At 61.7% G+C, this 18,852-nt stretch carries 23 protein-coding genes and 1 riboswitch; of the genes, 6 read left to right on the top strand and 17 right to left on the bottom strand.

Annotated elements, in window-relative coordinates:
• Positions 1-28 precede the first annotated feature (28 nt).
• Positions 29-108: riboswitch (SAM riboswitch) on the bottom strand.
• An 80-nt stretch (positions 109-188) separates the two neighbouring features.
• The 3 genes from IC761_RS34495 to IC761_RS34485 all read left to right on the top strand — a co-directional run bounded on the left by IC761_RS34495 (position 189) and on the right by IC761_RS34485 (position 4,152).
• Complete coding sequence (locus tag IC761_RS34495; RefSeq protein ID WP_438265070.1) at positions 189-1,325, top strand: 2'-deoxycytidine 5'-triphosphate deaminase; 1,137 nt, start codon at positions 189-191, stop codon at positions 1,323-1,325.
• 161 nt (positions 1,326-1,486) lie between these two features.
• Positions 1,487-2,539 carry a hypothetical protein gene (locus tag IC761_RS34490; RefSeq protein ID WP_195801058.1) on the top strand — a complete coding sequence of 351 codons (1,053 nt, stop codon included), beginning with the start codon at positions 1,487-1,489 and terminating at the stop codon, positions 2,537-2,539.
• Between the two features lie 167 nt (positions 2,540-2,706).
• The gene (locus tag IC761_RS34485; RefSeq protein WP_195801057.1) at positions 2,707-4,152 is read left to right on the top strand and encodes an MATE family efflux transporter; all 1,446 of its coding nucleotides are present in this window, start codon (positions 2,707-2,709) and stop codon (positions 4,150-4,152) included.
• Here IC761_RS34485 and IC761_RS34480 read toward each other — a convergent pair.
• The 5 genes from IC761_RS34480 to IC761_RS34460 form a co-directional block, all read right to left on the bottom strand.
• Positions 4,149-4,604: a hypothetical protein gene (locus tag IC761_RS34480; protein WP_195801056.1), complete on the bottom strand. Its 456-nt coding sequence runs from the start codon at positions 4,602-4,604 to the stop codon at positions 4,149-4,151. The two genes, IC761_RS34485 and IC761_RS34480, sit on opposite strands and share 4 nt — an antisense overlap.
• 99 nt (positions 4,605-4,703) lie before the next feature.
• Entirely contained in the window at positions 4,704-5,105 is a 402-nt protein-coding gene (locus tag IC761_RS34475; protein ID WP_195801055.1) for an SRPBCC family protein, read from the bottom strand.
• Positions 5,106-5,247: 142 nt separating this feature from the next.
• Entirely contained in the window at positions 5,248-5,607 is a 360-nt protein-coding gene (locus IC761_RS34470; RefSeq protein WP_195801054.1) for a VOC family protein, read from the bottom strand.
• A gap of 54 nt (positions 5,608-5,661) precedes the next feature.
• The gene (locus IC761_RS34465) at positions 5,662-6,501 is read right to left on the bottom strand and encodes a helix-turn-helix transcriptional regulator (protein ID WP_195801053.1); all 840 of its coding nucleotides are present in this window, start codon (positions 6,499-6,501) and stop codon (positions 5,662-5,664) included.
• A 9-nt stretch (positions 6,502-6,510) separates the two neighbouring features.
• Entirely contained in the window at positions 6,511-7,089 is a 579-nt protein-coding gene (locus tag IC761_RS34460; RefSeq protein ID WP_195801052.1) for a methylated-DNA--[protein]-cysteine S-methyltransferase, read from the bottom strand.
• 349 nt (positions 7,090-7,438) lie between these two features.
• Here IC761_RS34460 and IC761_RS34455 point away from each other — a divergent pair, with 349 nt between their 5' ends.
• A complete protein-coding gene (locus tag IC761_RS34455; RefSeq protein WP_195801051.1) occupies positions 7,439-8,881 on the top strand; it encodes a tyrosine-type recombinase/integrase in 1,443 nt (480 codons plus the stop codon).
• A 130-nt stretch (positions 8,882-9,011) separates the two neighbouring features.
• On the opposite strand, the gene IC761_RS34450 is transcribed toward IC761_RS34455, so the two are convergent.
• From IC761_RS34450 to IC761_RS34400, 11 genes are all read right to left on the bottom strand, one after another.
• A complete protein-coding gene (locus IC761_RS34450) occupies positions 9,012-9,335 on the bottom strand; it encodes a hypothetical protein (protein ID WP_195801050.1) in 324 nt (107 codons plus the stop codon).
• Positions 9,336-9,396: 61 nt separating this feature from the next.
• Positions 9,397-10,824 carry a VapE domain-containing protein gene (locus tag IC761_RS34445; RefSeq protein WP_195801049.1) on the bottom strand — a complete coding sequence of 476 codons (1,428 nt, stop codon included), beginning with the start codon at positions 10,822-10,824 and terminating at the stop codon, positions 9,397-9,399.
• Positions 10,825-10,835: 11 nt separating this feature from the next.
• Entirely contained in the window at positions 10,836-11,315 is a 480-nt protein-coding gene (locus IC761_RS34440) for a hypothetical protein (protein ID WP_195801048.1), read from the bottom strand.
• A gap of 642 nt (positions 11,316-11,957) precedes the next feature.
• Positions 11,958-12,413, bottom strand: a complete 456-nt coding sequence (locus tag IC761_RS34435; RefSeq protein ID WP_195801047.1) for a hypothetical protein — start codon at positions 12,411-12,413, stop codon at positions 11,958-11,960.
• Positions 12,413-13,315 carry a hypothetical protein gene (locus IC761_RS34430; protein ID WP_195801046.1) on the bottom strand — a complete coding sequence of 301 codons (903 nt, stop codon included), beginning with the start codon at positions 13,313-13,315 and terminating at the stop codon, positions 12,413-12,415. The genes IC761_RS34435 and IC761_RS34430 overlap by 1 nt, the downstream gene beginning before the upstream one ends.
• Position 13,316: 1 nt before the next feature.
• Positions 13,317-13,805 (bottom strand): hypothetical protein, encoded by a 489-nt coding sequence (locus tag IC761_RS34425; protein ID WP_195801045.1) that lies wholly within the window; start codon positions 13,803-13,805, stop codon positions 13,317-13,319.
• A gap of 108 nt (positions 13,806-13,913) precedes the next feature.
• The gene (locus tag IC761_RS34420; protein WP_195801044.1) at positions 13,914-14,192 is read right to left on the bottom strand and encodes a hypothetical protein; all 279 of its coding nucleotides are present in this window, start codon (positions 14,190-14,192) and stop codon (positions 13,914-13,916) included.
• A 356-nt stretch (positions 14,193-14,548) separates the two neighbouring features.
• Positions 14,549-14,743 carry a hypothetical protein gene (locus IC761_RS34415; protein ID WP_195801043.1) on the bottom strand — a complete coding sequence of 65 codons (195 nt, stop codon included), beginning with the start codon at positions 14,741-14,743 and terminating at the stop codon, positions 14,549-14,551.
• Between the two features lie 244 nt (positions 14,744-14,987).
• Positions 14,988-15,239, bottom strand: a complete 252-nt coding sequence (locus IC761_RS34410) for a cold shock domain-containing protein (protein ID WP_195801042.1) — start codon at positions 15,237-15,239, stop codon at positions 14,988-14,990.
• A 130-nt stretch (positions 15,240-15,369) separates the two neighbouring features.
• A complete protein-coding gene (locus IC761_RS34405; protein ID WP_195801041.1) occupies positions 15,370-15,936 on the bottom strand; it encodes a hypothetical protein in 567 nt (188 codons plus the stop codon).
• Between the two features lies 1 nt (position 15,937).
• Positions 15,938-16,174 (bottom strand): helix-turn-helix domain-containing protein, encoded by a 237-nt coding sequence (locus IC761_RS34400; RefSeq protein WP_195801040.1) that lies wholly within the window; start codon positions 16,172-16,174, stop codon positions 15,938-15,940.
• 135 nt (positions 16,175-16,309) lie between these two features.
• Here IC761_RS34400 and IC761_RS34395 point away from each other — a divergent pair, with 135 nt between their 5' ends.
• Positions 16,310-16,948 carry an AbiU2 domain-containing protein gene (locus IC761_RS34395; protein WP_195801039.1) on the top strand — a complete coding sequence of 213 codons (639 nt, stop codon included), beginning with the start codon at positions 16,310-16,312 and terminating at the stop codon, positions 16,946-16,948.
• Positions 16,949-17,092: 144 nt separating this feature from the next.
• Here IC761_RS34395 and IC761_RS34390 read toward each other — a convergent pair whose 3' ends face one another.
• Positions 17,093-17,539 carry a hypothetical protein gene (locus IC761_RS34390; RefSeq protein ID WP_195804871.1) on the bottom strand — a complete coding sequence of 149 codons (447 nt, stop codon included), beginning with the start codon at positions 17,537-17,539 and terminating at the stop codon, positions 17,093-17,095.
• 973 nt (positions 17,540-18,512) lie between these two features.
• Here IC761_RS34390 and IC761_RS34385 point away from each other — a divergent pair.
• A complete protein-coding gene (locus IC761_RS34385) occupies positions 18,513-18,851 on the top strand; it encodes a hypothetical protein (protein WP_195801038.1) in 339 nt (112 codons plus the stop codon).
• Position 18,852: the final 1 nt, after the last annotated feature.

Genomic DNA, 18,852 nt, shown 5'->3' with positions numbered 1-18,852 from the left:
CCGGCCTGGATAACTCCACTGGCCGGGATCACAGAGGTCCCCGGCCTGTTTAGCGATTTATTTAACGTGGCTGCAAGCCGGCCGGCTCAAATCACCACGGGATAAGTGATGCTCATATTCCGCAATGCCCTTTCCGTCAAGGCGTCCATCGGCTAGCCCTGAAAGACCAGCATATTCCGCATGTCCGGATGCGTTTGACCCCTGATGAGGACCCCCGGTTGAGCTTCACGGTCGCTGCCGACGCCAATGGTATCCTGCCCGACCGCATGATCGCGGCGATGGCGGAGGCGGGGCTCATCCTGCCCGAATACGATTTCGTCGAAAGCCAGATCCAGCCGGCAAGCCTCGATTTGCGCCTCGGCGACATCGCCTATCGCGTGCGCGCGAGCTTCCTGCCCGGCCCCGGCGCCACTGTCGCCGAGCGCATCGACGAGTTGAAGCTGCACGAGTTCAGCCTTGCCGACGGTGCGGTGCTCGAGACCAACTGCGTCTACATCGTGCCACTGCTGGAAAGCCTTGCGCTGCCGCCGGAGATCGTCGCGGCCGCAAATCCCAAGAGCTCCACCGGGAGGCTCGATGTCTTCACCCGCGTGATCGCAGACGGCACCCGCCGCTTCGACATGATCGGCGCCGGCTATCACGGCCCGCTGTATGCCGAGATCAGCCCGAAGACGTTTCCGGTGCTGGTGCGCGAGGGCTCGCGCCTGTCGCAGGTGCGCTTCCGCACCGGTGACGCCATCCTCAATGCCGACGAGCTCGATGCGCTGCATGCGTCCGAGCGTCTCGTCGATGTCGACGATGCCGATCTCGCCGGCGGCGTCGCCGTTTCCGTCGATCTCTCCGGCGAGAAGGCGAATGGATTTGTTGGCTACCGCGCCAAGCGCCACACCGGCGTCGTCGATGTCGATCGCCGCTCCGGCTATGCGGTGGAAGACTTCTGGGAGCCGATCTCGGCGCGTTCCGACGGCAGCCTGATCCTCGATCCCGGCGAGTTCTACATCCTCGCGTCGAAAGAGGCGGTGCAGGTGCCGCCAGACTACGCCGCGGAGATGGTGCCGTTCGATCCGCTGGTCGGCGAATTCCGCGTGCACTATGCCGGCTTCTTCGATCCCGGCTTCGGCTATGCCGGCGCCGGCGGGCAAGGATCGCGCGCCGTGTTGGAGGTGCGCTCGCGCGAAGTGCCGTTCATCCTCGAGCACGGCCAGATCGTCGGCCGTCTCGTCTACGAGAAGATGCTCGCCCGCCCCGACGCCATGTACGGCCAGCGCATCGGCTCGAACTACCAGGCGCAGGGCCTGAAGCTGAGCAAGCATTTTCGGGTGTAATTCCGTAGCCCGGACGGAGCGAAACGAAATCCGGGACTCTGTCGCTTGTGGCACCAATCCCGGATTGCGCTGCGCTCCATCCGGTACTGCCAAGGTCGCGTCAGGTTGCGCCGCTCCATCCGCGATGACACACTCCCGTAAAACAAGAGCCGGGAGCGAACATGACCGCCGCATCAGACTCCGCACAAGAAGCCCAATGGAAGCGCTGGCGCGCGGTCGCCGATCTCTATCACGCCTACTTCACCGGTCTCATCCTCACCGTGGTCACGCGTCGCGGCACGGCCGATGCGGCCGAATTCGTCTTCCGTGTATTCCGCCGCCAGCAGCAGGAGCGCTTCCTGCCGGGGCTTGAGAAGCTCGGGCTCAGCTATCTGCCGCCGGCGGTGGCGGCTGCGCAATATCACTATCTCTCCAACTGGATCGGCGGCGTGCATGTCGAATACATGTATGAGAGCGATTGCAAAGCCTGGATCCGCTATCCGCCGCCGCGCTGGATCTGGAAGGGCACCGCGATCTGCGGCGTGCCGGGCGAAGTCTCGCGCGCGATGCTGCGCGGCTGGCACGCCAACAATGGCGTACCCCTCGGCGATCTCCGCCTCGGCTTCGTCTGCACCAAGCAGAGCGTCGACGGCCAGGACGGGCTCGAAGGCTATTACCATCAATACGATCATCCGCTGGAGCTCGACCAGCGTCTCGTCTTCGCGCGGCATCTGGAAGCGCCGTTGTTCGACGCGAAGACGGCGCCGGCTCTGCCGGTGTCGAGCTGGCCGAAGCCGCGGCTGGAAAAGGCCTATCGCAACTATGCGATGGAATATGTTCGCACCGCCGCACCCGTGATGGTGCACTTGTTTGGTCCGGAGGATGCCGGCTATCTCCTGCACCTCACCGGCAAGCTGATCGGGATGCAGTATTTTGACGAGGTCGCGGCGGCGCTGTCGATGAACCGTGGCGGTGCGAGCGAATTCGCATCGTTCCTCAACGCGCTGTTCGCCGCGCAGGACGATGCGGCCGAGACGACGACGTCAGAAGGCACATTCGAAATCCGCCAGCAGAATTGGAAGCTGATGGATGACGTCGCCGACTATCACCGCGCCTGCGCCAAGGTGCTGGAGGGGCTGTTCGAGGGGCTGGCCGCGGGCTGCGGGCGGCACATCGCCGTGCATTTGCATCCATTCGCCGGCGGCCGCCCGCCGCTGCTCTGGACCATCGCCTAATTCCATCTGTTGAAATGCGCTGTCGCAGGGCACGCCTGCATCAGGCGCAGGAGGAATCGGCAATTGCCGTGCTAACAAGCCTCTCGCCGCGCCCTTGGCGCGAACAAAATTATTGGCACACCAAGTGATTGCCGCGCCGCATTTGGCGCTTGTGCCCGGGAGAGGAAATGTCTGACATCGCCGAAATCCCGGTCGATGAGCAAGAACGCCCGTTGCCGGAGCTCCCGCGCCCCGTGAAGAGCGCGTTGACCGACGGACCGATCCTGCGCACGCTGCTTTCCCTCGCCTGGCCCAACGTGATTGCGCTCTCGGCCGGTACCTGCGTGGTGATCGCGGAGACCTCCTATATCGGACGCCTTGGTGTCGAAGCGCTGGCCGCGATGGCGCTGGTGTTTCCGACAGTGATCCTGACCATGACGATGTCGGGCGGCGCCATGGGCGGCGCGGTGGCCTCGGCCATCGCACGTGCGCTCGGCGCGGGGGATCGCGAACGCGCTGGCACCCTTGCCATGCATGCGCTGCTGATCGGCATCACCTTCGGGCTCGTCTTCATGCTGGGCATGCTGATCTTCGGGCCAAAAGTGCTCGAAATGCTCGGCGGCCGCGGCAATGTGCTGACCCATGCGATCGCCTACACCCAGGTGTTTTTCGGCGGCGCCGTATTGCCCTGGCTGCTCAACACCATGGCGGGCGTGCTGCGCGGCACCGGCAACATGAAGCTGCCGTCGCTGTTGATCCTCAACTCTGCGGTCTGGCAGGTCGTGCTCGGCGGCACGCTCGGCCTCGGGCTTGGGCCGGTGCCGCAGCTCGGCATGCGCGGCGTTGCCGCCGGCGCGCTGATCGCCTATTCCATGAACATCTGCGTGATGAGCTGGTACCTGTTCTCCGGCCGCGCCCGTGTCGTGCCGAAGCTGCGGGGCCTGCGCATCCAATGGGCGATGTTCTTCGACATCCTCAAGGTCGGCGCCATCGCCTGCTTCTCGCCGTTGCAATCGGTGCTGACGATCTCGATCTTCACCCACATGCTGGCGAAGTTCGGCACCGCGATCCTCGCCGGCTACGGCATCGGCGCGCGGCTCGAATTCCTGCTGACCTCGATCGCATTCTCGTTCGGCATCGCCTCGGTGCCGATGATCGGCATGGCGGTCGGCGCCGGCCGCATCGCGCGCGCACGCCGTATCGCATGGATCGCAGGGGCGAGCGCCTTCGTGGCCGTCGGCATGCCGGGATGCCTCGTCGCGACCTTCCCCGATCTCTGGGTCAACATCTTCACCGACAGTACGACGGTTCGCGCGACCAGCCATCAATATCTGTCGACGGTGGCGCCGTTCTATGCCTTCATCGGCCTCGCCTCGGCGATGTACTTCTCGTCGCAGGGCGCAGCCAAGGTGATCGGCCCGGTGCTGGCGCAGACCGCACGGCTCGTCTACATCGCGGCGATCGGCTGGTGGCTGTCGACGCACGACGCCACCGCGCAAAACTACTTCTGGCTCGCCGCGAGCTCGATGGTCGTGCTTGGCCTGCTCTCATGCTCCAGCGTGGTGCTGACACGCTGGGGCCCGCGCGAAAGCAAGGCTACGATCAGGCCCGCCCTGTCTGGCGCCGCTGACTAGTGCTTGTGGCGGCGATGGCCGCCACCGCCGCCGCCGAAATTGGCGAGCTGCATCAGCTGCGGCATCATCGCCATCATGTTGGCGCCGCCGGCGCCACCCATCATGCTCATCATATCGCCGCCGCCCATGCCGCCGAAGCCGGTCGGCATCATGCCGCCTCCGCCCATCATGTTGCCCATACCGCCCATGCCACCCATCATGCCGCCGAAACCACCACCGCCACTGCCATCCATCATCGGACCCATGGTCTGCATCAGCGCGGCGAAGCGGCGCTTGCCCATTTTGGCCTTCATCATCTCGAGCATCGGGGCCATCTGGGTCATCATATCAGCGCCGCCGGCGCCGCCTCCGCCACCAAATCCTGCGAACTGCGCCTTCGCCGGCGAGCTCGCGACCGAAAACAGCAACAACACGGCGGCTGCCGCGCACATCATCTTATTCGCACCTCTCATGGCATGCTCCTCGCGTGCGTGGCTCAGCCGGGAGAGCGGAGCCCACCAGACGCACGCCGCATGGTTACGGCCGAGGAGGGGATACCTCTGTGATGCAGGTCACGCAGCTGCGCCCGGGAACGCCTTGTGCATGGCAGCCACGGCCTCCCTCGTCTGGCCCTGCACATAGGGGGCAAGCTCGTTTGGCAGCATGTCGATGATCCAGACCACGCGGCATTTCGCGTCGCCCTCGGCGATCACCTGCACCGAGGCGCTGTAGTGCTTCAGCCGCTCGTTGTTGATGGCGTAGACCAGCCGCTGCCGTGCCTCGTCACAATCGACCAGCACCTCGCGTGCCACTGAACCATTTGCAAAAGTGACGATGCGCGCATCGCCGTCGAGCGTGCACGCGGTGACGAAGCCCGGCACCAGCCGCCGGTGCAGCGCGCCGAAATCGCGCACCGCGTCCCAGACGTCTGGGGCGGAGGCGGGGAGCGGAATGTCGTTGTGAATGGAGGCCATGAAGGTGTCCCTGACTATGTAAGGTGGTCGCAACCACCGTCATTGCGAGCGCAGCGAAGCAATCCAGAAATCTTTCCGCGGCGACAGCCTGGATTGCTTCGTCGCAAGAGCTCCTCGCAATGACGGAGTCCGCGGCGAAGGCTTACGTACAAACCGCCTCGATATTGTTGCCATCAGGATCGATCAAGAACGCCGCGTAATAGGTCGGGCTGTAATCCTTGCGCGGGCCAGCGCCGCCATTGTCATGGCCGCCGCTCTTCAGGCCTTCGCTGTGAAATGCCTTCACCGCGTCATGGTCTTTGGCGCGAAACGCGATATGCGCGCCGTCGGCCTTGCGGCCCTTGTTCAGATGCAGCCAGAGCGCCGGCTCGCCCTTCGGGCCGAAGCCGGCATAGCCGTCGCCGCTCGAGCACAGGACATAACCGAGCGGCGCCAGCGCCGCGGTGTAGAAGCGCGTGGCGGCATCGAGATCGGCAACGCGAAGTCCGATATGGTCATACATGGTCGTCTCCGTCCGCAAAGCACGCCATTTGGCGCGCGCCGGAGACGAACCTACTCAGTTCAGCGCGCGCCGCTCTTGGAGAATCTTGCGCTCACCTCGAGAAGCCTGCCGGAATTTCGTCGGCGACATGCCGGCGGCGCGGTGGAAGGTGCGGACGAAGTTGGAGAGGTCGCCGAAGCCGACGTCATAGGCGATGTCAGTGACCGCGATGTCGTCGTCAACCAGCATGCGCGCCGCATGCCGCAGCCGCGAGCGCACCAGATATTGATGCGGCGTGACGCCGAGCACGTTCGAGAATAGCCGCAGGAAATGGAACGGGCTGAGACCCGCCTGGCGCGCGGCCCGTTCGAGATCGACCTCGGTGTGCGAATTCTCGTCGATCCAGAGCGCCGCTTCGACCGCTCGGCGGCGGTCGCGTGCGGTCGGCGCCGCCTGCTTGCGCGGCTTGCCCGAGACGACATCGACGAAACGGCCCGCAAAAATCTGGCCTATCTCGTCGAGACCGAGGTCGCTGTTGCCGTCTGCTGCCGTCTGGGCGAGTTCGCCGAGCACCATCAGCTCGGGCAGCGGCGGCGTTGCGCCTATTCCCCACACCTCGCGCCGCCCGGCGAGCGCATCGACGAGGTCCTCGCTGAAGAAGAACGACAGGCAGACGTCGCCTGAGACATGCTCATGGGTGCAGGTGTATTCGTCGCCGGGCGCGCCGACCAGAACCGAGCCCGCCACCAGCTCGAAGAAGCCGGCGCGGCAATGGCAGCCAAAGCTGCCCGAGCGGACATAGGCGATGGAGTGGCCGCTGCGGCACTCGGCGAACGGCTTGTCATCCGGTCCCGCATCGCAGCGAAACTCGGAGACCGTCATCGATCGTGACGTCAGCAGCCTGGTCGCGTCCATCTCACCTATCTAGGTGGGTGAACGGGGCGGGGCAACGGGCAGCAGCACCTCGAACAGCGTCTTGCTGGCGATCGGATGGGCGCCCTCCAGCGCCAGCAGCCGCCGCTTGGAGATCACTCCGCCGTAGGGCGAGATCCGGTCGGCATAGCTGCCGGCCTCCAGCACCCGGTGGCAGGGCACGATGATCATGTAGGGATTTCTGGCGATCGCCTGTGCCACCGAATGCGCGGCGCCGGAGACCCGCAGTGTCCTGGCGATCTCGTGATAGGTGCGCGTCTCTCCGCGCGGAATGGAACAGGTGTATTCGTAGACCCGCCTGTCGAAGGTGGGTACGCCGCTGCAATCGAGGCTGACGTCGGAGAAGTCGGGGTCGCTGCCTTGCAGCAGGCCCACAACGCCCTCGATCGCCAGCTCGGTGTTGAGCGGAGCCTGCTGCTCGCGCGCCTCGGGATGAACCTGGAAAATCCGGCGGCGGGTGTCGATCTCCCGCGCCTCCGGCAAGTGCACGGCCACCACGCCGGAATTGCTCCAGACGATGCCGCAACGGCCTATGGCTGTGTTGAATATCGCGTAACTGCGCCCCACCATGCACACGCCCCACTCAGTGCACGTTTCTCCCCCGGCACGAGGATCATAACACTGCCACAATCCGGCGCACCCAAAATCTTGCCGAAACGTTAAGAACCGTCCGGCTAGCGGCGCCAAACCGCTTGGCGCGCGGCGCCGTCTCGGCTAATCAGAACGGGCGCAAGACACGCGCATCCGCGGGCGTAGTTCAATGGTAGAACGGCAGCTTCCCAAGCATAAAATTGGCGTTTACCTCATTCCTCCAAACTCACTGAAATCCCTCAAAAACCCTTATTTTTAAGGCGTTTCGTGCTACCCATCATGTTGTCGCACAGCGCGGGAGCCGGTCCGAAAGCCGGAAACTGTCCACATGATGGCCACACGAAAACTAGCGGTTCGGAAGGCGCGCAAGGCTCCTGACAGAGCGCCGCGGAAGCTCACAGACGACCACATCGAAGCGCTGCGGGAATTCGCTGACAGTGACGTGGCCGACCGCAGGAGCCTTGGTAGCGAGGGCGAGCGGTCGGAGGGTGTTGAGTACCCGGACAGCATAGTAAAGGGCCTCCTCCTATTTGTTGGTGCCAACCGAACTATCTGGCGATTCAGACGTCGCCGCCGCGAAAAGGGAGTTAGGACAACCATTTTTCGGACGCTCGGCGAATGGCCGATGATGAACACGGAGGATGCGCGCAAGGCCGCGGAGATCACGGTTGGCAATGTGCATACCGGTGACGCAGCGCCGAACAAGCGTAGCTCCGTCAAATTCGAGGTCGCCTTCGGTCAATATCTTGAGTACCTGAAAGAGAAGGCTGAAAAGAACGGTAAGCCACCGCGCTGGCACTACAACGTCACCAAGCTGGGCGACAAAATTATACTGACCAAGTGGGCGAAGTGGTCGCTTTATGAGATGGCTATGTCACCGGCATCTCTCGCGAGTTGGCACAAGCAAGTGACGAAAGACCACGGTCCAGTGTCAGCGAACCACGCAGCTCGAATAGTTCGCGCGACTTACAAACGGGCTGCCCGGCTCGACCGATCTTTACCCGCGTATTTGCCAACCTCCGCCGTGGAGTTCAACACGGAGAAACCCAAACAAGCGGCGCTGGAATTCAAAGGTTTCCCCGCTTGGCTCCGGGCATGGCGGAAAATCGATAATGCGATTCGACAAGCGTATCACTTGACAGGACTTCTAACAGGAGCGCGGCCGGGAGAGCTGGCGCGGTTGCGCTGGGAGGATTACAGCGACAACGAAAGATTACTCGTTATCGCTGATGCCAAGGCCGGCAACCGAATCACAATTCCGATCACGGACGAAATAGCCGCAGCGCTGAAGATGGCTCGTGCTGCCGCCGAGGGGCTTGGCCATGATATAGGACAAGACTCGCTCATTTTCCCGGGTTGTAAGCAAGCGGCTTGGCGTGACGAATTGCCGGCTCGGGGCCATGTGTTGCGGCACACCTACTCCACCGTTGCGGCGGATCTCGGCATTGATGATCTGCATCGGCATTTTCTGCTTGGCCACGCTCCCGAGGGTATCAGCCAGCGTTATATCGCCACGTTGATCTTGAGTAACGGTCCGGCGCTGCGGGATGCACAGCGGCGCATGTCGCGACGTTTTGTGGAGCTGTTGGGGATCAACGCGGGGATACTGAAGTCCGAGATTGCTGCGGCGCTGGCACGATCGGCTGAAGCCGCGCAGATGCGAACAAAGAAGGCGGAGAAGGCGTTTGCCCGGGCACAGCAAATCTCGGCGCGCAAGCGCCGCGGGAAGGTGCTTGGACCACGTAAGAAGCCACCGTACGCTGTTGCCTAATGCGGAGGCCGAGGATGACCGTTAACGCCAACAGTCAACGTTAACGCGAGTGACCCTGTGTGGGATGGTGGCCCGCAAAACTTGACGGGGACTGCGCGTCCCCGGTGAGCAGATCTCGATGTCATGATCTTCAGACCGCGTTGGAAAGCGACGCGTTGCCGAACAGGATGGCGTCTAACTCCGGATCATCCTCCGGCCGTTGCAACCGAACCCATGGCTTGCGCTCCAGCGCGACTTCGGCGACCTTCGCGCGGCCACTCATACGAGCGCTCCGGGCAACGCGATGGTTGAGCGCCCGAGCGAGCGCGGCAGCCGTGTCGCCGTCGAGATGGTCGATCACGGACTCCAGCGGCGCTTGCTCGATTAGTGACGCGTGAAAGGCATCTTCGAATTCGGCGGAGTTTGGATCAGCGCCGTCAGTAGCCTTGTAAGCTTGATAGATGGCGTCATCCAACAGACTGCAAAGCCACTCGGGCACGTCGTACGAAAAGCGAGGGAGGGGGCAGCTTCGCATCTCATACTCCTAAGTCTGACAAATCATCACGGTTGCGCGCGTAGCCGCGTTCAGCGGAGCCTGTCCGTCGATCTCTGACTTGAACCCAGCCCTGCTTACGCATAGCCGCTGTAATGCCTTTGCCGTCGCTCTGGCGGCTGGAAGGCGCGAGCGCAGTGACATACTTTGCCGATACCCAAATCTCTGACTGGGTTATGAATGCGGAGGGCTTGGCGTCGTCGCCGATCGTCAGAAGCTTGCCGCCGTTGTGATCCGCGATCGAGACCCCCGCCCCATTCGGTGCGACCTTGTCATGCAGCATCTTCAGCGCGGCAGCATCCATGCCTGAGAGGGTATCGGCGAGTGGGTCGACCATCTCACGTCGCGCCGCTTCACCTCGCGCTTCATCCTCAAGTTCCTTGCTGAGATAAAGCGGCATGTCGAGATCGTAGGCGACCACGGCTTCGGCCATCAATTGATCGCGGTCGCGCTGAAGCGCCGCGATATCGACGGCGCCGACGCGAACAGGCCACCACCTACGCTGATCCCCGGGATTGAGGTATTCGACCAACGCGCCGGTGGTCGCATCGGTGTTGAACGTGCCGATGAAGACGCACGTGCGCGGCTGCTCTGTGACAAAGTGAGCATAGGCAGGGCGAGCGCGCTCAGTCTGCTTGGTGACGAAATTTTTCAACGCATACTGATCCGCCTTACGCAGGCCGGCCAGCTCCGCTAGCTCATAGAACCATTTCCCTGTTGTCAGCTCCTGTTGCTTGCGCTCGTCCTCTCCGAGAATTTTGGATTCCGAAAAGTTTTCGTCACCATCAAAGGTACCGTTGGCGAGAATTCGCACCGCGCTCGACTTGCGCGCGCCTTCCGGACCTTCGAGCACGAGCACGTGATCATATTTTGTGCCGGGCTTCATGATGCGAGCAACCGCGGCAATCAGGACGATCGCGCCTTGCGCTCGCACAAGCGGCGTGTCTGTCACGCCAAGATAGCGTGTTATCCACATATCGAGCCGCGGTGTGCCATCCCAACGCAGGTTCTTCAGATAGTTCTTCACCGGATGGAGTTGGTTTTCTTCGCACTCCCGGAGAAGGCCGCTGCGATACGCCTTTTCGCTGAGTTCATGTCCAAATTTCTGCCACCCGACTTCGACCAGCTTCCGCACGACATGGTCTTGAAGCTTGCCACCGAATTGCGAAAGCGCGTGACCGCTGACGAGGTACTCCTGATGGAAAACGTCGAGATGGCAATCGAGGCCCAACGCTCGGATGACTGCGCCAGCGTTGAGCTGGGAATTCTTGTCCGGCTTGCCTTTGCCAACTGTAACTGGCCAATTAATCGGCGTCGGTTCAATCGGATTAAGGGGTGAGCCAACGATGGCGTTGGCTGCGGCATCGGCCTTAGCCACTTCATCCTCGGTCAGTTTCTTGCGACGGGTCATTGTGCAGCTCCTCAATCGCGCGGGCGGTGATACGTCACACCGCGAAACGTCACGAGGTTCTTGCCGACGCGTTCATCAGCCTCGGCTTGCCGACGCGCCGCGAAGTATTTCCGCGTCGCGATTTTTTGTCGACCGTGCGCGAGCTCCAGCGCGGCGCGAGCGTCGAGGAGTTCGCGAGCTGTTATGGCTAGATCGAGTTCGAATTGCGCATCGCGGATTTCGTCTCGCAGGAGCCGGTCATCTTTGCGCCGCGGCGTCTGCTTGCTGACTTCGAATTTGCGCAGGGCATGCCACATCCGATCGCGCAGCGCGGCGTGGTACATCACTTCGGCATCTTGGCGCTCAAGATTCCAGTCAGGCAGGCGCGCACATTTGTCGAGCATGTCGCCCAGCTTCGCAATCTGCGATGCCTTAAGCGGCGCCGGCACATCGTAGCGACGCGGCGGGATGCCCCAATCATAGAGGTGAGAGTTGAGGAGGATTTTACGCATGAGCAGTGTCCCCTGTAGCGGTTGAAGGATGCAACAACGGGGACGCATCAAGACGCGCGAAAACATCGCCTCGCTGGATCCGCGACGATGACATTTCGGTTGAATCGAATCTGTTTTTCGTGTATGAGAGCAGCACGTTCAATCCAGTCTTGAGCGTCACCGCCAACGGGCTTCGCGAAAAGCCGCTGTGGCACAAATTCCAGACTTCACGAGAACCGCATTCCGGAGATCAGGCCGGGTGCGGTTTTTCGTTTGGGTCCAGAATTCCGTTTTCGGAATGAGATGCTGCTCGACCTGCCGCTCTTGGAGCTGGCGCCCCGGGCCTATATCGCCCGGCGCATGGTGCGACCGCTGCCCCCCTTATAGCCTAATTTCGGTTCGCCGTCACTTTTCTTAGCGCTCGCCAAGCAGGATTCTGTAAGTGCGTCAGAGTGATACATCGGCTGTAACAAGCTGCATCCGTTAGCTGTGCCAAAACAGGACACTCGGCCAACTGGCGCGGGCATGGTTGATCGAATCTTGGCTAACGGACTCTTCACGCTGGCAGCCGCGGCCCGTGGTGCATTTTCAGGGGTACCGGCTCTCTGGTGAAGGTCGGGCTGACGGCCGCTGGACGGACTCCGCTGAGTCTTGGCGAGGCGGTCATTTATGCCCCCGCCCCAGCTTTCCGGTGGAATGAGGTGCCCGCGCCCAACGCGGCACGGTTGCCGGGTCTGGTTTTGCCGTGAATTCCAAGTTGGACAATGCCAACGCCCACGCCTCCGCAAGCCGCGGGCGCCACGTCTCGAAGGACGCGCCCAAGCGCTGGTTGAGCCAGTCGAGAGCTTCCTGTTCGTCGGGGAGCGAAAGCCATCCCGCGGCGTCGGCGAACTCGCGCCCGTTGCTGAGTGTGTCCTCGCCCGTGACTTCGTCGGGTTGCGCGAACATGACGAGATAGCCGAGCGCGCCAGTCGCAAGAAACGCTTGCTCCTCGACCATCAAGAAGCTTCCGTCCGGCGCTTTCTCCGGGACGACTAGCGAACCACCCGCGGTCGCCGCGTTGGCTTCCTCACCGAGGCCGTCACCGCCGGGGCTCATGAGGTCGTCGAGAAAATCCATTACAGCACCGCGCCCGGGAGCGGCTGCCCGGCACCGATGCCATCTTCTCGGTGGTCCGCGGCACCGCCTGTCGGTCGCACAGGTGCGGAGCGCGTTGCGCCGGGTCCGGCCTTGAGACGCGACAGCAACTCACGTTGCAGCTCGGTCAATCCTTGCGTCGGCGTCGACGGCACGGGCTCTGGCTCCGCCGCCACAACGGGCGTCGGCTCTTCCTGCATGATCGGCTCTAGCTCGACAGGTTCGGACTCCTCGCCGAGCAAATCCGCCAGATCGTCATCCGCGACAACCTCGACTGGTGACGGCGGCGCAAGCGTGGGTGCCTCTTGCACAATCTCGACCGGCACGGAGGCCTTTGGCTTCGCCTGCCCGTACTCGTGCTTTATGACCTGCACGCCCGTCGATTTGATCTCGACCGTGCTTGTGCTTCTCGCGGACCACGTCTTCGGCCACTCGGCAGCCAGATAGGCGAGGACGGCCGCGACCGGAGGCTGTACGAATTGGCGCTCCTCAACGAAATTTCCGTCAGCGTCTTTTAGATAGCGCGTCGTGATGCCGAGGTCTTCGAGGTCTTGGTCTGAATACAAATCGAGAGCAGGGTCGCGCTTGTAGACCGTTTTGCCTTGAAAACGGCAGACCTCTTCAGTTCCCAAAAGACGATGCCGGAAGCGGTCAAGGATGTTCGCGCTCACAAGACGCGTCGCCTGCTTCGCCGCAACGTGCAGGGGCACGGTCTCGCCCATCCACTCAACCTCGAAGCCAGCCTCGCCCTTGGCGGACGAAGCGAGCCAACTCCACACCGCAGATGTCGAGCATCGGCAGACCTTCGCCGCAGCGGCGATTGATCCTGTCTCCGCGATTGCAGCGACAAGCTCAGAGAAAAACTCGGGACTTCGCTTCGTCATCTCAGCGAACGCCCCTCACGCGACGCACATTGCCGGTAACGTCGCGATTGCCGCGCTGCGCACCACGACTTAAGACCTCGTCCAATTTTGAACTATAGACCGGAGCCCCCGGCTCGACGACATTGCCGGCTGCGGCGTGAGCGGCCGTGGCTTCTAAGTGGTCCCTGATATTTTGGTCGATCGAGCGCGGAGTCGAACGTCGGGCGATCTCGGCATGGATATCTGCCAGCAAACCATTTGCTGCCCGGTATTTCGCTTTCAACTCTGCGACCTTCTGCAACTGGTTCTGCACTGCCAGCGCCGCGGCGGAGATCGCGCGAGCATGATCAATGTTTGGCTTGGTCGCCGGCGGGTTTGAGCGCGTGATCCCCTTCAGCTCGGCGCGCGTGAGCTTCGGATTTCCACTCAGCTCGCGCGCAACGTCGAGACGGGGGAGTCCATCTTCGGTCCAATGACCGTCGTTTGCGGGATTGAGATCGGTGAGAGCCATGGTTTCATTCCTTGGGAAAGAGATTGGGCGGCCGAGCGAAGTCCCTAACTAAACTCGACCGCCCAGTTGTGTCGGCGATGTAGGCGCCGGCACGATGGGGAGACTTCCTTACGAGTTCGCCGCGATCACCGCGCGGTGCGCATCGTAAAACTCTTGTGCGGGGCCAGCCTTCGCGGCGGCGACGATCGCCGCATCTTCCACGGACTGAAGTCGCCGCAGCTCGCGCTCGGCTTGGTGCAACTCGTCGCTGATTTCTTCGCAGTCGAGGGCTCCCGACAAAAATTTCGTCGCGAGATCTCGCTGTTCCTCGGGAAGCGCCAACAGCTCTTCCGAGAGCTGATCGTCCCGCCGCACTCGCGATCCCGATTGGTCGAAGATATTGATCATGTGGTATTCCTCGTTGGGGCCAAGTCGGGCGCTCGGCTTCAGACTGGACGAGCGCCCTTCCGACAGCGGGTTGCTCTACAGAAGCGACCGCTGAAGCTGGATTCTATCGACGCACGGTTGTCGGCGGGACCTTCACGGCCGCATCGGCGCTGCGGTTGCGCATGCCGTAAGCCGGTGGCACTTCGGGGCGCGTATCGATCTTGCGAAGCTGCGGGTTGCTCGCCACACCATTCCTGCAAACGCGTTCGTGCGCATCTGAGAGGTTCGGAGCATAGGGCGAATGCTCGACATCCTGATCCGGCGGGAGCGACGATGGGGCAGCGGATTGGTTTCCGCCGTAGTTGGAGAGCGATACCTTAGCCATTTGGCGTCCTCTTGTTGGCGTTGTAGACCGCTGCCTGAAGCGCAGCGCGTTGACGCTTCGACCTCGGCATCGTCGGGTTGAAGCACCCCGGCGCTTCCGTCCCGACGCTCGCCGGGGCATATTTGCGAACGGGCGCGCGGCCGATGCCACGGCGATCCTGCCGCGGCGGATTCTGACGATGGCTCATGTCGAGCACTCCTAATTTCGAGACCGGCCGGGGTCATGAGCGGCCGGCCTGAACCTCACCTCGCGGGAACATCCGACGCGAGTTGAAGACACGACCGCGCCGCCGTTCGGCGAGATCGATTCGAATGACGCACCGGGTCGACGCGCTCCTCATCGCTTCAATCCGGTGACGTGATCGACCGCGCCGCATACCGGGAAGTTTGCGTTGTGATCGTCCGATGAGCCGTGCCGCCGTTCGGCGCGGATCAATTCTTTTGCCGCGAACGCGACGGTGGTTCGTCAAAGCTCGCAGCTCCAACGATCGAGACTCGCGCGGCTCTTGGCTTCAACCCCATTCGGGCCGTTGGTGCCAAATCGAACGCGATGCGCTGACCAACGTGCAGGCGACCTTGATCAATGATCGAGTCCGCGTGCACGAAGACGTCGAACGGCAAAGTGTCCGGCTTCGCGAAGCCAAACCTGTTTTCGTCGAACCATTTCACGACGGTGCCGAGCATGAGACTAAAGCTCCAGAGGCACGGCCCGATGCTGCTTGAAGACACCGGGACGGCCATTCGGCTGTCGCTAGTGGGCGGGAAGCCCCCGCTTTCGCCCGAACGAAGCCAAATCTCTCAACGCGTCGGCTCTTCACCGCGCCGGGCGCGTTGCGCCGACAAAACTGCCGGCCGCCTTCGCAATGCCCTGTGCGGTTTCAAGACCGAGCGCTTTTACGAGGCGGCCTTGGGAAGTGATATTCCATCCGGACGCACTCCACGGATTGTCTGCCGCGGTTTTGTCCTGTTTGGCTCTCTCGACGGTTTCACGGGATTCAGGCAACGGTCGCTCGCCGTTCCGTGTCGGGGTCGCACCCCATTGGGCCATCATGTTGTTGTAGTTGACGTCGCCGACTTCCTTGAAGAGCTTCATCCGAGCGTCGATATTCACGCGCGATTTCGGTCCGCCGCCGAAGCATACGTCGACGTTGTCGACGACCTCATCAGGAAGATACCAATGTGGTCGTTCGGTCTTTTGCTTTGCCGCCCATTCTTCGATCGTATCGCCCGTCTCGGTGTGCAGCAGTTCGTTGCCGATGAGCTGGAAGAACTTCGCGTGGTGGTCGACGGCTTCCGTCTTGGCGGTCGGCACCCAGCCGTGCTGTTTGCCCAGCCTGTCCATTTCGAGTTCTGCATTCTTGTAAATGAAGGGACGGACCATCTCAGAAATCCTTTCGTGCGCGCGGCTTCCGTGGCGCCGGTTGCGGCCAAGTGCGTATCCACGCCTCGATGTCGGAGACGAGCAGCCTAACGCTCGCGCCGTTCTGATGTGGCGTAAGCTCCCCATTTCTCACCGCTCGGGAAATCTTGCGGCGATCGATGTCGAGAAGCTTGGCTGCCATCTCTTGCGAAACGGCGATTGGCTTGATTGCGTTTTCAATCATGATGACAACGATCATAACAGATTCCGGAGTATCCGAAAACTAGCATTTGCCGCACGCGGTTTGACAGCGGTTTGTGCGTCGGTCGCCCTAGATAATCAGCGCGTTTCAGAGGATAATTAAAACGAGCAGCCGCCGCTGGGGTCTTTGAACATGAGCACGGATTATCCGATCACTGTTCGATCGCTGGGCGACAAATTCGAGAGAGTAAGGCTTAAGGCTTCTGAGCTGGCGTCGCGACACCGCTCGATGTTCTGGTGGAAGCCGGGGCCGGATGAATGGCACCTCTTCGTCTTCGCCAATCACAACGTTGCAATTTTGTTCGTCGGCTATTTGAGGGCGGAGATTGTGGGGAAGAACACAGAGCGAGTTCGGGCCGCATTCGTGTCAGCAGACGAAGTCGGAAATTTTGCGGACCACTGCGTCTACATCCGGTCAGTCTACGAATACGCGCGCCGATTGTTCGCAGAAAGCACCGATGCGGAACGTGAGGCGATGACTACTGTGGCTCCGCACTTCTTCGAAGACTTGGCTTCCGTTTTCGCGGAGTTCGCCGTCTTGGCAGTTTGCCGCGTGACTGACCCGTGGATTGATGGCCGAAACGAAAATTTTGTGGTCGAGCTCTTCGCAAAGGCGTTTGCTAGAATTGAGCCGCTTAATAAGCAACTGTCCGATCTCCAAGACAGCATGGCAAAGCACCGGACGCGTCTTGAGCCGGCTCGACATAAATTGACCGCACACGCGGATCGCGAAACCATCAACGCGGGTAAGCCGCTTGGGGCAGCGACGTAGCCTGAATGGGACCAGTTTTGGAGAGACCTAGGTGCCTTCGTCTCATTGATCCATCAGCATGTGTTCGGTACTCCGTTCGACATCCGCGCTGCGAGGGTGCGCGGAGATGCCGAGATGGTGTTGAAAAAGTTGCAGAGCTGACGCCTATGTTGGGTCGATTGTTCGTCGGCGGTGGGCGAGTTGCTTAAGCGCGGCCGCCGGGCGCTTACCGGCCTTCTGGCACTTTGTGCAGACGAGCCGTCCGGCCAAGTCGTGGACGAACGTCGTGGCGGGCCGCTTCAGCTCGGCAAGATCGACGGTGCGGGCCGTGTGGCATCTGGAGCACTCGATCTCCAGCATGGGATAGCCGCCATTGAGCGCCTGCGTGATGTACGGGCTAGGATCGATAGGAGCGGCCGGCTTCGACCACCGCCGCTCGTTCCAAGACTGGCAGAGGAGATCGTCGGCCTCCCGGATCAATCGCTCGCCCTGCTGCCGCAGCTCGGCCGACCGCATCTCGAAAATCACAGTCATCGCTTCCGCCTTCGCCAGCTCTTTGGCGTATGCCTTGCGGTCGCCGCCGGACAGGAGTGGAGGGGGTCGCCGTGTCATCCTGCGAAGGTAGTCGGGGTCGTCGACGTGGTCGAGCGGATCACCATGGGGACCGAGTTTTGATTTAATCCGGCCCGTGACGCCGTGACGCCTGTGACACCTATCTCTATAGAGGCTCAAACGAAATTAGGTAATATAGTAGGAGTATACGTATGGGGTCTGGGAAATGGGGGTCACAGGTGTCACAGGAGTCACAAGGGCTCGCCGCACTATGGCTTTCGGATGAAATGGACGACTGAGTTTGGGTTTAATCCGTGATCGAACCCTGTTTCGAGCGCAAATCGGGGCCGTTAACCATTTTTATTAGTCTTAACGACGCTCAGACACCATATATGGGGCCTAACCCCCACGCGACGCCACATATAGCACCTCGGCCGCGTTAACGTTGAGTCGTTTCGTTAACGGCCCCGCTCGGTCTCCGAACAATTTGAATTAAAAGCACTGCTTCGGATCACCCGAACGACTCGCCGGACTTCGGGCTAGTCGAAGTCACGCAAGATCGTTCGTATACACACGACCGCAACCGCCGCGAGCGTTAACGAATCCCTAATGCGCTGGGCACATGGCTTGAGCCGGATTGGCGGGGCCATGCCTTTGCACAGAAAACAGGCTGGCACGCGGCTTGCGCGACCTCAGATAGATTCCATAATTTGTCCTTATGCGCGTAACTGGAACCAAATACGCGTTGCTGCCCTCGCCTTGTGCAGTAACGTGGTGAACGAAGCGTTGAGACGAACGAACAGCGATCTCGCGTCGCGCGGGATCGCGACGCGGGTAGACTGGGGTGGGCATGCGTAAGTATTCGGATTATCCGCAGCAACGGGGTAGGGCCTAGAAATGCTCGATTGCGCCAGCGGGTGATGTGCCCTTGGACGTGCTCGCGATTAGGTTCTGAAGTCCGTTTCTAAAAAAAAAGAAGAGCCGAGAAAGTCCAAAACTGCCCCAGTGAGTCTCGATGAAATCGGGAGCGGCGATGTCGATTGATGACGTGGACCACCTTGACGCCCGCGCCGCTGAGAATGCGGAGGCCGTGGCTGCGATCGAGGCTGCCCTCGCCTCCGCCGGCAACAATCCGGACGGATGGCAGCGCCTGCACCTCGCGCAAGCCATCAGTTGGCTTTGGCGCGGAGCGTACCAAGCCGCATTGGCAAACGCCGAGCTATCGCTGACACCAGCAGCCGAACATGTGCCGGTGAACGATCCCGTGACGGACAGCTTCACGCCGGAGGCGCTGCGGCGCGCCCTCGACGCAGTCAAGGCAGAACCTGTACGGCTTTTCCCGGTGCTCGGACCGATCGTCTTCACGGGCTAGC

The organism is Bradyrhizobium commune (assembly GCF_015624505.1).
Lineage (GTDB): Bacteria > Pseudomonadota > Alphaproteobacteria > Rhizobiales > Xanthobacteraceae > Bradyrhizobium > Bradyrhizobium commune.
The sequence above is the reverse complement of the archived record's forward strand: the minus strand, read 5'-3'. Positions and strand labels throughout refer to the sequence as shown.